Origin of the sequence: Nostoc sp. (genome assembly GCF_036917465.1) — a bacterium.
In the GTDB taxonomy this organism is placed as follows: domain Bacteria; phylum Cyanobacteriota; class Cyanobacteriia; order Cyanobacteriales; family Nostocaceae; genus Nostoc.
Genome location: NZ_JBALDL010000094.1, coordinates 85,310 through 101,070, shown reverse-complemented (window position 1 = coordinate 101,070; position 15,761 = coordinate 85,310). Strand labels below are relative to the sequence as shown.

Annotated in this window: 11 protein-coding genes and 1 pseudogene; 2 read left to right on the top strand and 10 right to left on the bottom strand. The window is 41.2% G+C overall.

Going from position 1 to position 15,761, the window contains the following annotated elements; genetic code table 11:
• Positions 1–342: 342 nt before the first annotated feature.
• Both V7K38_RS25780 and V7K38_RS25775 read right to left on the bottom strand, forming a co-directional pair.
• Positions 343–2,160 (bottom strand): ABC transporter ATP-binding protein, encoded by a 1,818-nt coding sequence (locus tag V7K38_RS25780; RefSeq protein ID WP_334861973.1) that lies wholly within the window; start codon positions 2,158–2,160, stop codon positions 343–345.
• Positions 2,161–2,376: 216 nt separating this feature from the next.
• A pseudogene (locus V7K38_RS25775) lies at positions 2,377–3,073 on the bottom strand (ABC transporter ATP-binding protein); the annotation flags it as partial.
• 26 nt (positions 3,074–3,099) lie between these two features.
• Here V7K38_RS25775 and V7K38_RS25770 point away from each other — a divergent pair.
• Positions 3,100–3,288, top strand: coding sequence for a hypothetical protein (locus V7K38_RS25770; protein ID WP_334861971.1), 189 nt, complete (start codon positions 3,100–3,102; stop codon positions 3,286–3,288).
• Positions 3,289–3,304: 16 nt separating this feature from the next.
• Here V7K38_RS25770 and V7K38_RS25765 read toward each other — a convergent pair whose 3' ends face one another.
• The 6 genes from V7K38_RS25765 to V7K38_RS25740 form a co-directional block, all read right to left on the bottom strand.
• Positions 3,305–4,996, bottom strand: coding sequence for a M3 family oligoendopeptidase (locus V7K38_RS25765; protein ID WP_334861969.1), 1,692 nt, complete (start codon positions 4,994–4,996; stop codon positions 3,305–3,307).
• 528 nt (positions 4,997–5,524) lie between these two features.
• A complete protein-coding gene (locus V7K38_RS25760) occupies positions 5,525–6,757 on the bottom strand; it encodes a DUF1501 domain-containing protein (RefSeq protein ID WP_334861967.1) in 1,233 nt (410 codons plus the stop codon).
• Positions 6,758–6,861: 104 nt separating this feature from the next.
• On the bottom strand, positions 6,862–8,394 hold the full coding sequence (locus tag V7K38_RS25755; protein WP_334861965.1) for a DUF1800 domain-containing protein: 1,533 nt from the start codon (positions 8,392–8,394) through the stop codon (positions 6,862–6,864).
• 4 nt (positions 8,395–8,398) lie between these two features.
• A complete protein-coding gene (locus tag V7K38_RS25750) occupies positions 8,399–8,869 on the bottom strand; it encodes a Spy/CpxP family protein refolding chaperone (RefSeq protein WP_334861963.1) in 471 nt (156 codons plus the stop codon).
• 12 nt (positions 8,870–8,881) lie between these two features.
• Complete coding sequence (locus tag V7K38_RS25745; protein WP_334861961.1) at positions 8,882–9,226, bottom strand: hypothetical protein; 345 nt, start codon at positions 9,224–9,226, stop codon at positions 8,882–8,884.
• Positions 9,223–9,810, bottom strand: coding sequence for a sigma-70 family RNA polymerase sigma factor (locus V7K38_RS25740; protein ID WP_334861959.1), 588 nt, complete (start codon positions 9,808–9,810; stop codon positions 9,223–9,225). The genes V7K38_RS25745 and V7K38_RS25740 overlap by 4 nt, the downstream gene beginning before the upstream one ends.
• 295 nt (positions 9,811–10,105) lie before the next feature.
• Between V7K38_RS25740 and V7K38_RS25735 the strand changes: the two genes are divergently transcribed.
• Positions 10,106–10,357, top strand: a complete 252-nt coding sequence (locus V7K38_RS25735) for a hypothetical protein (protein ID WP_334861957.1) — start codon at positions 10,106–10,108, stop codon at positions 10,355–10,357.
• 392 nt (positions 10,358–10,749) lie between these two features.
• Here the strand turns inward: V7K38_RS25735 and gntT are convergent, their stop codons facing one another.
• Positions 10,750–12,072 (bottom strand): guanitoxin biosynthesis MATE family efflux transporter GntT, encoded by a 1,323-nt coding sequence (gene gntT, locus V7K38_RS25730; RefSeq protein WP_334861955.1) that lies wholly within the window; start codon positions 12,070–12,072, stop codon positions 10,750–10,752.
• A gap of 499 nt (positions 12,073–12,571) precedes the next feature.
• On the bottom strand, positions 12,572–15,610 hold the full coding sequence (locus V7K38_RS25725) for a GAF domain-containing sensor histidine kinase (protein WP_334861953.1): 3,039 nt from the start codon (positions 15,608–15,610) through the stop codon (positions 12,572–12,574).
• Positions 15,611–15,761 lie beyond the last annotated feature (151 nt).

The window sequence follows — 15,761 nt, the reverse complement described above, 5'->3', positions numbered from 1 at the left end:
AGTTGAATATATCTGAAGAAGAATTAGCCCATCGCCGTGCCAACTGGAAACCCCCCGCCCCCCGTTATACCAAAGGTGTGTTGGCAAAATATGCCAAATTGGTGTCTTCTAGCAGTATTGGTGCTGTAACGGATTTAGATTTGTTCAGTAACTAGTTATTAAGCCAATAGCCATTTAAGTTTCACTTTTAAAGTTTTGAGGAGTCAGGAGCCAGAATAAAGATGCCTCCTGACTCTCTACTTCCGGCTATATTCAGCGCTGTTGACAAGCTTCTTTAGATTTAAGGATCTAACATAAAATAATTATTGATAAGATGATTTATACACAATTTGAGCAACACTCTCACTTAGATTTTATCCCCGATTGCACACGCCACAAATTAGCATAAATCCCATTCTTATCTAACAACTCTTCATGGGTTCCCGACTCAACTAACTCGCCATATTCCATTACATAAATGCAATCAGCATTACGGATAGTAGAAAGACGATGAGCTATAGCTATGGTTGTTCGATTAACAGTAATCTTTTCTAAAGAACGCTGAATTGCCGCTTCGGTTTCATTATCCACTGCTGATGTAGCTTCATCTAAGACTAATATAGGTGGATTTTTTACCACAGCCCTAGCGATCGCAATTCTTTGGCGTTGTCCACCAGATAATTTTTGACCCCGTTCTCCAACTATCGTCTGATATTTTTGAGGGAGTCGCATAATAAAATCATGGGCTTCAGCAATTTTGGCAGCATTAATTATTTGTTCATCGTTAGCATCAAAAGTACCGTAGGCAATATTCTCAGCGATAGTACCATGAAATAAGAATACATCCTGACTTACTAAACCGATACTGCGACGCAAATCATGTAAATTTAAATCTTGGATATCAATCCCATCTATAGTAATCTTTCCAGAAGAAATATCATAAAAGCGCAATAGTAATTTAACTAAAGTACTTTTACCGGAACCAGTAGAGCCAACAATAGCAATAGTTTGGCTTTGAGGAATATGTAAGGATAGGTTCTTAATTACTGGTTCTCTCTCTTGATAAGCAAAAGTTACTTGTTGAAAATCAATTTCACCACGTAATTGAGAAACATTTAAAGATATATCCCCCCTAATAATATTGATGGGAGTATCCAACAAATTCATCACCCGATTCACAGAAGCCATTGATCTTTGATATTTGTCAAATATTTTCCCTAATGACACCAATGGCCACAATAACCTCTGGACTAAAACTAGTAAAACACTGTAATTACCAATCGATATAATCCCAGCAGATGTTGCCATACCTCCCCAAAATAGTAAGCCTGTGAACCCAATTAAAACTAGCATTCTAATTATGGGAATAAATGCAGCCGAAAGTTTGATTGCCTTGATGTTACTTTTTCTATATGCTTCGCTTTCCTCAGCTAATCTAGCACTTTCATAAGCTTCAGCAGTGAAACTCTTAATTGTGTTAATTCCACTGAGATTATTTGCGAGTCGTGAGTTCAGAAAACCTACTTTATTCCGCACATCAGCATAACGAACTTCTAGGCGCTTTTGATAAATTAAAGAACCCCAAACAATAAATGGCATTGGTAGGATTACTGCTAAGGTAATGGAGGGAGGTAAAATCCAGAAAGCACCAATAGTTAAAATTATCAGCGAGGTGCTAATCTGAATGATGTCATTAGCTCCGAAATTTAAAAAATCTTCTAACTGGTTGATGTCATCATTTAGAATTGACATCAAGTTTCCAGTGCTGCTTTCTTCAAAGTAAGCTGAATCTAATTCTTGTACGTGGTTGTAAGTATCTAAGCGTAAATGATGCTGAATATTTTGAGCTAAATTACGCCACAGCCGATCGTAAGCATACTGAGAAAGTGATTCAAATACCCAAATAATGACAGTGATAAATGAAAGCAACAAAAATTGTGAAAATATATCTTTAACTCCCCATTTTGCAATTAGGGAATCATCCTTCTTGACGAGAATATCTACCGCAGTACCAATCAACCACGGTGGTGCTAAATCTAATATCGTATTAATGATTGAAAATGATATTGCTTGCCAAATTTGTTGGCGATAGCGTCTTCCATATTTCAGCACGCGCTGTAAAGGATGGGCTGAATTGCTAGCCTTATTAGGTGCTATAGGAGATTTTGATGTGATTGTCACGACTGTTTATAGTTTGTAGTTAGGTGATTGATCAGAGCGATATCTTTAAGTAGGTCGGTGCAATTAAAGCTAACTAGTGGGGGCTGTCATTGGTCATTGGTAAGAGTTTGAAGTTCGTTTACGTTTTGTAACATAGTTGAATTTATTTCCGCCCACTTACTTAGTACAATATGAGCGAAGCTGGATTTACGCCGTTTTGTATTACCATAAATTGCATTAGGAATTTAAGTAAATTGGTTTATTGTTTGCTTTTTCCTTGCGTTCTATACGTAAACACATCGGTGTCTCTACAATAGGATAGAGAATAATCTGACATTCCAACTTAAAAACTTCTTGAACCATTTCTTGAGTCATGACTAACTTTGGTTCCCCAGCAGCAAAAATTCGACCATCTTTGACTGCAACTAAGTAATCAGCATAACGACACGCCTGATTTAAATTATGTAGTACCATTACCATTGTTCGTCCCTGAGTTTGGTTTAACTTATACAGTAAGTCCAAAATCTCTATCTGGTGTGCCAAATCTAAAAAAGTAGTCGGTTCATCTAAAAGTAAAATATCTGTATCTTCCGCCAGCGCCATTGCAATCCAAGCTCTTTGTCGTTGTCCATCAGATAAAGTATCTAATGCTCTATCTGCCAATTATCAACAAATCTGTAATTTCTAGTGCCTGCTGTACGATTTTTTCATCTTTTGCCGACTACTGCTGCAACTAATTTTGATAAGGGTAACGTCCTTGTGCTACTAAATCTCGCACTGTTAAACCTTCCGGTGCTACTGGCCCCTGGGGTAAAATACCTAACTGCTGCGCTACTTCTTTGGTAGAAAGATTAAAAATGGATGTTCCATCAAGATATACCGTACCACTATTGGGTTTGAGCAATCTAGCCAAACCTCGTAACAACGTTAATTTCTCCATAGGTAATCATCAAGCTGGTTATGGCAGTTGCGATCGCAGATAAGCCAATACCCAATCTACCTTGGTCAGATTTATTTTGGTGGTATGAAGCCCAAATCACCGCTCCAGGTATTGATGCTTATGGGGCGACAACAGATGTTTGCCAACAAAAAATTGCGTCCTGTATGGCGCGATCGCTCAGATATTCTTGCCCATCTAGAAGTACGTAAAGTATTCTGAGGTCAATCAGCCAGCCTTCAAAGTCTGACGCACTTTTTTAACGACTTGAGAAAGTGCGCCAGCTTCAAAGGGAGAAATGAGATTTGCCGATCGCACTAATTCTCGAAAGGATGCAGAACCCCCGCGATCGCATAATGCAATATACTCCGCCAATGCTTGCGAATAATTTTCTTCTGCTTTCACCCAAAACTGCAAGGCGCAACACCCCGCCAAGGTGTAATCAATGTAATAAAAGGGTGAGCAGTAAATGTGTTGTTTTTCTTGCCAGAGTCCGCCTTTGTTGAGGTAGTTCAAATCTCCATATTTACGCCAAGGCAGATAACGAGCTTCCATTTGTTGCCACATTTGATGTCGTTCTTGTGGCGTTGCTTCTGGGTTCGCATATACTAAATGCTGAAAATGATCCACTGCCACACCATAAGGCTGAAATAGAATCGACCACGCTAGATGCTGCCTCCGAAATCGATCGGCTTGATCCCCAAAAAACTTTTCCATTTGCGAATAGGTGAGAAACTCTAAACTCATGGAGTGAATTTCACACGATTCTAGGGTAGGCCACAGGTAATCGAAAACTGGCAAATGGCGACTTCGCCACATTTGGAAGGCATGACCAATTTCGTGAACAAACACCTGCACGTCGTTTTTTGTGCCATTGAAATTTGCGAACACGTAGGGAGCATTATATGTTGGAAAGCTTGTGCAAAATCCGCCTCCTGCTTTTCCGGGACGGTTTTGCAAATCCAGTAAATGCTGCTCAACCATCATCTTAAAAAAGCTTGCCAGCGATGGATTCAAGGCATCAAACATTTCTTGCGCCCGTTGCAGCATCCAGTCATGATTGCCCATCGGAGCCGGACTACCTTCTGCATCAAAGACAGACTCATCCCAGAAATACAAGGTGTCTAGATTAAGCCGTTTTGCCTGTTGCTGAATTAGCTCCATCGCTAAGGGAACGACCTCTTGAACTACTTGATCTCGATAGCGTTCAACATCGGTTTGATTGTAATCCACCCGTCGCATTCGACGATATCCTAGCGCAATGTAGTTTTCATCGCCCAACTTTTTTGCCATGCGATCGCGCAGTTTTACCAATCGATCGAACAGTTGATCGAAGCGATCTTGATTCTGCTCAAAAAACTGCCAGCGACACTGTTCTGCCTGGTGGCGAATGTCTCGCTCTTTACTTTGCATATAGGGTTGCAAACCCGATAAATTTACTTGTTCACCCCGAAAATCTAGCTTTGCCGAGGCGATCAGTTTGGTATACTCATTGATGAGTTTGGATTCTTCAACTAAATCTGCTGCGATCGCTTCTTCAAAAGTTGTGATGTCTGCTTCCCACAGCAAAAAGGCTTGCCGTCCCAAGCTTTGTTCTAACTCGGCGCGATCGGGGCTGTGAATCAGGTACCGTTTTATATCTACTTCAAGGGCAGTCAGAGATGGTGAAAGTTCGCTGCAATAATCTAAGGCAGTTTTGTACTCTGGATTTTGCGTATCTTGGTGAAAGTGCAGTTGCGTGAGTTCCTTCCACGTACTGAGTCTGCATCGTAAGGCATCCCACTGTTGAAAGGCAGCCTTTCGTTGCTCAGAGGTTTGAGCCTGGTTAAACTGCGCCTGGATAGCTTGGTATTCGGCAGTTACGCTTAAGAGCGTCGGAGTTTCTGCTGTGATCTCGGCAAAATCTACTGGAGCTTGCATCAATCATTTCCCTCAGTGATAAGACATTCCGCGATCGGGCGAATTCTAAAAAGTTTTATTTGGGGAAATCGCCAACTTTCGTTTTTCCAAAAAATTGTCAGTTTACCAATTACATTATTACCAAATTATAATTGTCTCGAAGATACTGCATATCTTTCATCTTTTGAAATTCTATTTGGTTTTGTTGATTTCTAGCCAGTTGTAGAGCGGGAACTGAACTCAATTGAATGCTGTATCAATCATGTAGAGCCGTTCTACAGCATTCAACTAACAACTGGCATAGCCGGGACAGCAGAAGCGGAAAGTTTTACCTTATCCCTCGTACAACTTCTTCACTCTCCCGTTGTGTTGATATCTCTATTTAAACTGCAACCCGAAGATATGAGATGCCAAATTGCCAAACTTGCTCAGGGATTATCTCATTTACCTATTCTGACTCCAAAACATATTATCGAAAGGGGATTTTTTCTATTATTCTAGTTTGGCGGTTGCCACCAGAAACCGATCAAACCTAACAATCAGAATTGCTTACTTGACAATTAATGCTACTTTCTGAGTAGATGCATAATTTGGTAACACTTGATTCAATTTTGCTTGATTGAGATGTAGATGATCTTCTAACACGGCAGAGATAACATCCCGAAAATCAGTGGTAATAGCCAAGTCCCTACCTTGGTAAAGCTGGGCTGTAGATAGACCAGGCCATTCACCGTAAACTTTACCGCCGCGAACTTGACCGCCCAAAACCCACATAACATTCCCATGACCGTGGTCAGTACCACCGTTATCATTTTGCTTGACTGTACGACCAAATTCGGACATCACGACAATTGTCGTATTCTGGTAAACGCTCCCCAAACCTTTTACTAAAGCTGCCAAACCAGAACCCAATTTTTTTAAGTTCCGAGCTAACTGTCCTTGAGTGTTACCTTGATTGACATGAGTATCCCAACCCCCCAAAGCCATAAACCCTAACTCAATTCTGGGGTCTTTGAGCATTAGTTGCGCTAATCGTTGGGCATCGCTGGCGAAGCCATCAGGTGAAGGCGCACCATTATTGGCCATTTTCATTTCACTATCTAGGTCACTCATGATGGCCTGACGCGCCATTCGTCCTTGGTGATAGGTCTGACTTAAAGCATCATTACTGCTATAAAGTCGATCGAATGCTGCTGCTAATTGAGGACGATCTATTGGCAGAGGTCTGTTAGCATTTCTCCCTGATGCAATGTTAGCTACAGGCATCCGTCCAGAAAAAATCCAGGGTGTTGTTTCTCCGACACTTACTGCTTGGATAGGTGTTTTTTGAGAAATCACCCCTAGTAAACGATTCATCCAACCATCCTGAGTATGCTTATCGCCAGGAGTAGCGTTTTCCATATATTGTTGGGCATCAAAGTGAGAGCGAGTTGGATCGGGAGAACCACAAGCATGAACAAATGCCAAACTGTTCTGCTGCCATTCGGGTATCAGAGAAGCTAATGCTGGATGTAGCCCAAAGCGTCCATCTAAATCTATTACTCCCCCTTCCTTTCCTGGTTGAGGAATAGCAATTTGCGGTCGAGCTTGATAGTAAGCTGCCTCTGAATAAGGAACTACGATGTTTAAACCGTCTACCGCGCCACGAAGGAAAATTACAATCAAGCGCTTCTGGTTACTATTTTGGGTAGCGGATCTCGCTACCCAAGCATTGCTAGCTATGGCTGTAATTGCGGCAGCTGAAAAAATTCCACTTTGGATTAAGAAGTCACGTCTTTTCATAATTAAAATTACTATGAGTTGTGAAAATTATTTTTTTAACGAACCGCGATCGCAAAGCGTAAGGCTGATTCCCAATGCCCAATGCCCAATGCCCAATTGTGTAACTAACGATGCATAAATTCTGGACTGCCCAAAATTAAAGCACTATGAATTTGAGGGGAACTAGAGGCGATCGCTTTCTGCGTTTTTGTTGAAAAAGAATTGCCCAACGTATTGGTTAGTTGCCAAGCATCTACAGGAATACTGGGAGACTTTTGTAAAGGTCTTTGCCCTGTGCCAATTGTCTGCTGTCCCATATTTGGGGGGATGCTTGATAAGGGTAAATTTCCATTAGCGATCGCCAAAGCAAAACTGAGGCGGCGATTCATTGCATCAGGATTTAACCACACATCTGCTGTGTTTTTGTAACCATCTGGAGTTTGGCAACCGTATAGGGGCATTCCCAACTGTTGCAGCAGATTGGAGATCGGTCTTGTGTTATTTACTTCCACACCTGTGGCTCGTACCGCAGAGATAGCGTATTGAAGTGGTGTTTTAAACTTGGCATTAAAGTTTTTTGCATCCCAAAATTCCCGGCTGTGGAATAGGGTGTTGAGAACCTCACGAATATTGCCATCAGTGGCAAGATAACGTTGTGTGAGATTGTTTACTAGAGCAGTCGGGGGAACATCGTTGACAAAATATTGAGCTATCTGATAGCTGATGTGACGTGCAGTCGCCGGATTCCGAGCCAAAATATCCAAAGCTTCCTCCCCTTGGGCTTCACCACCGCTTTTGATTGTGTGTCCCAGGAAAACTTTGTCGCTAAAATCATGACGTTTTGGATTAAAGTAAAATCCGAAACTATTATCTATTTGCTGACCGGGACGGCTAAAACCCCAACCACTTAAAATCCGCGCCAGAGCAATCACATCTTGCTGAGTATAGCCTCCATCTACGCCGAGAGTGTGTAGCTCCATCAGTTCGCGGGCATAGTTTTCATTCAAACCTCGAATATTACCTTGGGCATCAGGGCGGCTGTCAGCCCGATTTTGGAAGTTGTCTAAATAATACTGCATAGCTGGATGATGAGCGGTTGCCCCTAACAGGTCACGAAAGCGTCCCAAAGTGTAAGGTCGAATCGCCTGTTGTTCATAAGCTCCCACCCAGAGGCGATCGCGTCCTTTAGCAGCATCCACATTAAAATGGTTATACCAAAAGTCCACCATCACTTCCTGGAGTTGTCGCTGACTGCTTGTTGCCTCTAATAATCGCGCCTGGACTGCCATATCTAGAACCTGTTTAGCCCTTTTGTTGGCAGCTTTTCTTTCAGACTGGGTGGGTTTTTGTCCTGGAAGATTAGTTGTGCCATATTCTAAGAGTTCTACCGGATTCAATTGGAGAGTATCTAACTGTTTTAGTTGGCTGGTGAGACTTTGCGGTTCGGGAATCGATTCGGGTGAGAGTTGTTCCTGAATGTATCGCTCTACACCCATAGACTCCACTCTTTGCACATCTCCCGGACGAGGGCCAAAACTGAGGCGATTAATTATATGTAATACTTTTGGGTTAACAGGTGTGGAAGCTGCATTACTGGGGGGAATTCCTCCCAGTAAGATTAACACTAACAACACCCAATATTTCGGCTTTACAGTCATAAAGTTAATTTTGCCGTGCTGGAGGTGGAGGATTTTTCTTATACATACGTTCAGCAAATTTCTGCCGTTGCTCTGGGTTCAAGATTTCTCGGATAGCAAGGGTATTTTCAAATTGGGTATCAGCAAGCTGTTGCTTTACAAGCTTAATTTGGTTATATTTACCCCGCACTTGCTCTTTAGTAGCTGTCCCTGCTATCAGGTCATGTAATTCCTGTTGTCCTTGACGTATCTCTTGTGATTTTTGGGTTATTTGCTGTTTAGATTGATTACGAATTTCCTTAATCTTTTGCAGTTGCTGGGATGTCAAATTCAAATCCTTGAGCCATCCTCCTGATTTACCACCATTTGTCCGAGGTATACTTATGGGGGTTTGGGCAATGATTTGGCGTGAAAGTAAAGTTGGCTTGGCCAGAGCAATAGTGCTACTAACGGCAATCATTGCGATCGCCAAAATGGAAACACGACGGATTAACATGAAAGCGATCTCCTATTCAGTATCTAAGTCTGTAAAATGCCATACATCACTTTCCAGATGTTGGTTACTGACTGTACCTTGCCAATTACTTTCAATAAAAGTTTCCAATGTAGCAAGTTCAGCCGGACTCGGTTGAGCGGGTATAAAGGCACGGTAGCCAACTATAGCAGCTACTAATCCAGCAGCAACAGGCAGAACTAAGCTCAACCTTGAATAGTGGCGTAAGGGTGGCAAAGGACAAGCTTTCACCTGTTGTAAAATTTGTTGTTCTAAATCAGGTGAAACTGGCGGAACTTCTGGGCGATGTTGGCACAGAAAATTAATTAGGTGAGAATCATCATCGGGTGGCTGAGTCAAAGCTGTACTCCTTGGTTTTGGAGAAATTGACGCATGGCAGAACGAGCATGGAATAGGCGTGATTTGACTGTTCCTAGTGGAATGTCTAGGATTTGTGCGATCTCTTTTTGAGGTACTTCTTCCAAATCATGCAAAACCAATATCGTCCGATGATCAAAACTTAGGTTTGCTAGTCCCCGTTGCACAAGGTCTTGATAATGCAAATTCATCAACTCTGGGGCTTCCTGTTGGGTAGGAGCTTTTTCACTCAGAATCTGTAATTGAGTTCGCCTTTTAACATCTGCCTGTCGCTGGTCACAAGCCACGTTCCAAGCGATTCGGTACAGCCATGTGGAAAATTTTGCTGTTTGGCGAAACTTGGGCAATCCTTTCCAGGCTAGGAGAAACACTTCCTGCACCACATCATCCAGGCTGGCGGGAGTACAGAGTTTGTAGAGGATTGACCTTATTCTTTGCTGATGGCGACGGTAAAGCTGACCGTAGCTTTGGGTGTCACCCCGTAGGCACTGCTTTACTAGATAACTGTCAGATTCGCTTTCTGATTCACCAATCAATTGATTTGCTTTTGAAACCTCGGCTGGCACAACTAACACTTGAGGCGTTCTCCTCTATCCGTTTCGTTGCTGGTATTTATTAGACCGAATGAATGGGAAAAAGGTTCAACTCCTCGCCGCTTTGAGACTCAATACTTGGAACTGGGGACTGGGAAAAGTTTTTTAAAATTTGGTAATTATTACTATATATGGATGAAGTACGCCAGATAAGGAGTAATTAAGAACACGGCTAGTATTGTTTGAAAGCGTCTCCCCTAATTGAACCTTTTGTGGAAGAAAGAAGTCTAAAACTATAGATTTCTGGTTCAATCAAAGGTATCTCTTTATGAACATGAAAAGAATTCTCTCATCTTGTTTGTTAGGCGTTTTACTAACTTCAAGTGTTTTAGCAGAGCGTGCATCTGCTCAAGTAGAAGTAATTTTGGGAAATAATCACCAACATGAGTGGCGCGAACGAGAACAAAGGAGGCTGGCATGGCAACGTAGAGAGCGCGAAGAACGTGATCGCCGTGAATGGCAACGTAGAGAACATGAGAAACGGGAATGGCATCTTAGACATGAGTCTAACTATCGATAAGAAATCACTCTCAGTTAACGAGTCGCGGAAGTCCCCACCTTCAATGTCTAACTTTAGGCATTCCCCCGTGATTACAGAAGCTCCTAGTTCAGCTTTATAGCTACTAGGAGTAGTTCACTACACTAGCTCGATAAAGAGTAGAAGGGAAGTTACTGCTTCCCTTCTTTTGTGGCATCAGAGGAAAAACCTTATCCCCTTCGACAATTGCGACAGGGGCATTGTGCCGCCAAATCCAGTTCCCTCAACCGCCAGGGTGTTGTAAGTCTTCTTTAGGTGAAAGATTTCTTCGTCAATAGCGCTGTTAAACCATTCAGTTAAGTGTAAAGCTTGAAATTCATCTCAATTTATCCTAAAAATAACCGTATTTAATCTCTTTTTGACGGATGACATCCCTATTTTTTAATTAATGTTTTTGGTACGCACAATGCCAAAGTTATTGTTCTTGCTGCCATAAATAAAGACATTGATAGCCATAGTAAATGGCTATTATGGAAATACCAAGCCATAATTGCTGATGGAATAAAACCGATTATAGTGGCTGTAAGCATAGCTTGACGAAGTGTCTGACCTTGAGTCAGCCCTAGAAAATAACCGTCTAGCGCATAAGCGACTGAGCCAAAACCTAAAACTGGTAACAACCAAGGAATATAAGAGCGCAAATTATTGATAATTTCAGTATGATTGGTCAGCAATCTTAACAATGATTCTGGGGCAAAAATGAATGCAGTAGCAAACATTAATCCTATAAGCAAGCTACTGACTACAGAAGTTTGCAACAGTTGCTTCAAAGAAGTAATATTTCCACTACCTTGAAAAATTCCAGCCAAGCTCTCAGTAGCGAATGCCAAGCCATCAATGAAATATGCTGCCAAGCTCACCACTTGCATCAGAAGGGTATTTGCCGCCAGAATTTCAGTTCCTAACATTGAACTGAGGTTACTAAACATCGCCATTGTCGAAATTAAAGCGAAAGTCCGAATAATAATTTCTCCATTCAGCATTAAAGCTGATTTTAAAGCAGAGAAGTCAAATAATTCCCCGATTAAAGCTCGTATTTGCTTGAATGAAATTGTTTGAAAATATAGCAAAGTACCTACCATTAGCATAAGATATTGACTACTGGCTGTTGCTAACCCAGCGCCTCTACTTGACCATCCCCACTGAACAATAAATAGATAATCAAGTAGTACATTGGCAAAATTACTAATGGCTGAAAGCAACAACACTTTACTACTTTGTGCTTGTCCCAGAAACCAGCCAATCAAGACAAAGTTAATCAATGTTGCTGGAGCGCCCCATACTAAAGCATTATAGAAATCAACTCCCGAACTTTTAACTTCTGGTGTAGCACTTAGAATCGCAAATCCTAATATTTGTAAAGGTTGTTGAAATATCAGAATTGCGAGTCCTAATATCAGTGCTAAGATTCCATGCTGTAAACCAATTACTACTGCTGATTGGTTATCTTTACGTCCTATCGCCTGTGCAACCATTCCAGTTGTACCCATGCGTAAGAAGCCGAATGTCCAATAAATGTAATTAAATAAAATTGTTGCTAGTGCAACACCTGCTAAATGGCGAATCTCCGTTAAATGCCCTAAAAACATTACATCTATTAGCCCTGCTAACGGAACCATTAGATTTGAAAGAACATTCACAGATGCAAGTTTGATAAAATGGCGGATGAATACTGAACGTTGAACAAAGATAGACAAAATTAGCAAACCCCTTGACCCCTGTTATAAATTTTAACTGGGAGATAACACCTACCTTTGCATCGTAGTCCACTCACAATCAGTATATTAAGAAATCAGTGGTAAATGGGGCTATTAGCTATTTTTTTCTATGACTTTAGGACTTACGCACTGTACAAATTAGTCATAGTATGCTTTCACCGAAATAGCTTGTTTCAGACTTTGACTAATTATATTTTTACCGATAACTTAACCTGGAGTAGGGGTTTAGCATTGCTAAACCCCTACGAGAAATATGGTTTTTCCGGGATATATATTTATTGTTTTCTGTCAATGCGTAAGTCCTAGACTTAATACGTTACCAAACTAATTCAAAAACTTTTGAGACACCATTGCTCTTAGCCGGAAGTGTCTTTAACGTGACTTTGTTCTCAAAGAATGTGAAAGTACGAATTAAATCTGTATCGTTCCTCACTCCCCTACTTAATAATGAGTGATAATTATCAAAGACTAGTCACCTCTAATTACTACTGGGAATTTCAATCAAAAATTCTGTTCCTTCTCCAGGTTTAGACGAACATTTAATTTGTCCATGATGTTTTTCAACTATTATTTGATAGCTGATGGACAATCCTAACCCCGTACCTTTACCTGGTGCTTTGGTAGTGAAGAAGGGATCAAACATGTGCGATCGCACCTCTTCTGGAATCCCCAAACCATTATCAGCTATTCTAATTACAACCTGGTTATTAGTGGCTTGCGTACTAATCCAGATAGTCAATGGTATTATAGGACACATTTGGGATAAATTCAAATACCTTTGCTGTATAGTTTGAAATTTTTCCTCTAATGCATCAATACTATTACTAATAAGATTCATAAACACTTGATTTAATTGCGCGGGATAGCATTCGAGCAAATTTAAATTAGCATATTCTTTAACAATCTCTATAGCTGGGCGTTCATTATTATTTTTGAGCCGATGCCCTAAAATTAGCAAAGTACTGTCCAATCCTTCGTGAATGTCTACTGCCTTGAATTCAGCCTCATCTGTACGAGAAAAGTTTCGCAGTGATAGCACAATATCACAAATTCGCTCTGTTCCTACTTTCATTGATTCAAGGGTTTTGGGTAAATCTTCGATAAGAAAATCCAAATCAGTCTTGTCAATTTGATCTTGGACAGATGGTAAGAGTGAGGAATTTTGACGGTAAAGGTTCACTACATTCAGCAATTCTTGAGTATATTTATCTAAATGGATGAGATTGCCAAAAATAAAACCTACAGGATTGTTGATTTCATGGGCGACTCCAGCAATTAATTTTCCTAAACCTGCCATTTTTTCACCTTGAATTAACCTGGACTGAGTTTGTTTTAATTCTTGCAGAGTCTGAGTAAGTTCTAAGGTTTGACGTTTAGTTTGTTCGAGTAATTCTGCTTGCTGAATTGCAATTCCAAATTGCACAGCTACTTGAGCTAGTAAATTGATTTCTTCCTCTTTCCAATAACGCGGTTGTGAATTTTGATAAGCAACCAATAATCCCCATAATTTTTCACCTTGTCGAATCGGAACAAAGGTTTCGTTGCGCGGAAGTTCGTTATCGTCGTCTGTGTCCTCAAAAGTTTCTATAGTCATTGGTTGGGTATGTGCAAGAGGTTTCCATGCATCTTTAAAAGAATCTGCGACAAATTTACCGCTCCAATCCGAGTTAAAGCGGTAGATTGCAACTCGCTCGACTTCGAGCAACTCTCGCACAGCTTGAGTAGTGGTTCTAAAAATAGTTTTAATATCGAGTGACTGACGGATTTTGTCAATAGTTGCAGCTAGCAATTTTTGTCGTTCCATTGCTTTCTCGCGTTCGGTGGCTTCTGCTAACTGGACAATCTGCATTTGAACTTGCTTTAAATAAGAATCCTGTTTTAATGCAACTCCCAATTGCTGGGCTATTTGACTGGCAAATTCAATTTCAGAGGGTTGCCAGTCACGAGGAGCGTTGCATTGGTGAATACACAGCAAGCCCCAAAGTTCACCCTTTTTCAATAGAGGTGCAACCAGATTTGCCCGTACTTGTAATTTTTCTAAAATTTGGATGTAGCAAGCTTGAAATTTTCGTTGAAAAATGTCAGCGATCGCATTGACTCGACCTTGGGCGTAAAGGGTTGCAAAGTTTTCACTGAAGCAATAATCATAAATTTTTTCGGCGATTACCGAGTTACATTCAGCTACAACATCCTCCGAAATAAATTCTCCTTCCCAATCTTTTTGAGGGTCAAAACGAAAGACTGCCACTCGATCTGCTTGCAGCATTTTCCGGGCCTCGGTGACGGTAGTTTGGAAGATTGTATCTAAATCTAGAGACTCCCGAATTCGAGTAATCACGCTAGTTAATGTCTTTTGTTGCTCTGCTTGGTACTGAGCGTATGCCAGCAACTTATGGTGTTGCACTGCCACACCAATTTGTGTGCCGATTTTGGTCAGTGATTCGACTTCATAAGATTGCCACTGTCTAGGTGAGGTATTTTGGTAAGCAGCAATGACTCCCCAAAGTTGATCTCCCTGGAGAATGGGGGCTGTTGCAAAGGATTTTGCCTGGAATTGCTCCAACAGGGTTACATGAGAGTCTGTTAATCCAGCTTGATAAATGTCATTAGCTGTAAATGTCTGGTTGTCAAGGTAACGTCCGCCTTGCGTCTGTTGCAAATAAGTATCAGCGTAGGCGTAGCCCGTCGTAGACATCGCCGACTGAATGCCAACCAAGGGAGTCCAACCTTCAGCAAATGATTCAGCAACAAAGTTACCACTCCAATCGGCATCGAAGCTAAAGATAGCAACTCGATCGGCTTCCAGCAGCTTGCGTATTTCTTGAGTTGTGGTTTTAAAAATGGTTTCAATATCAAGGTGTAAGCGAATTTTATCGACAATCTGAGCAATTACTTGGTCGCGCTGAACTGCTTGAGCCAATTTTGCGGCTTGTAATTGGACTTCATGGAGATGCTTTGCTTGTTGAATCGCAACGTCAAGATGGTCAGCAATTTGACGAATAAACCCAATTTCCGATTCTTTCCAGTCACGAGCCTCACTGCACTGATGAATACAAAGCAGTCCCCACAGTTCCTTCTGGCGCGATAAAGGGACAACAAGGTTGGCCTTGACCTGGAATTTACTCAAAATTGCGGCATGACAATCACTCAGCCCGGCATTGTAAATATCCGCTACTGCTTGGACTCGACCTTTTTGATAACTGGAAGCAAATTGTTCTCCAAAGCAGTGGTCATAAACTTTTACTTGTAATGCCGAAGTCCAACCAGGTGCAACATCTTCAGAAACAAATTCTCCTTCCCAGTCTTTGTCTAGGTCAAACTGAAAGACTGCTACACGGTCAGCATTTAGCAGTAGCCGCACTTCTGTAGCGGTAGTTTGAAAAATCGTTTCTAAGTCAAGAGACTCCCGAATTCGCACAATTACACTCGCCAGAGCCTTTTGTTGGTCTAATTGCTCTTGAAGTTGAGCGCTTGACAATAGAAGTTGATTTTCTGTGAAATTTGAATTGCGTTCCATTGTTCTGGATTTTGTTGTTTTTATACAAGAGTTCCTCATACCCTACTTCATGGAGTCTAAAATATGACAAACTGCACATTTGTACAGTGTTCAACTATTTCCCAGAAGATGGCTATTTTTATAGTTCCCCTTTCTCGATCTATCCTTGTAA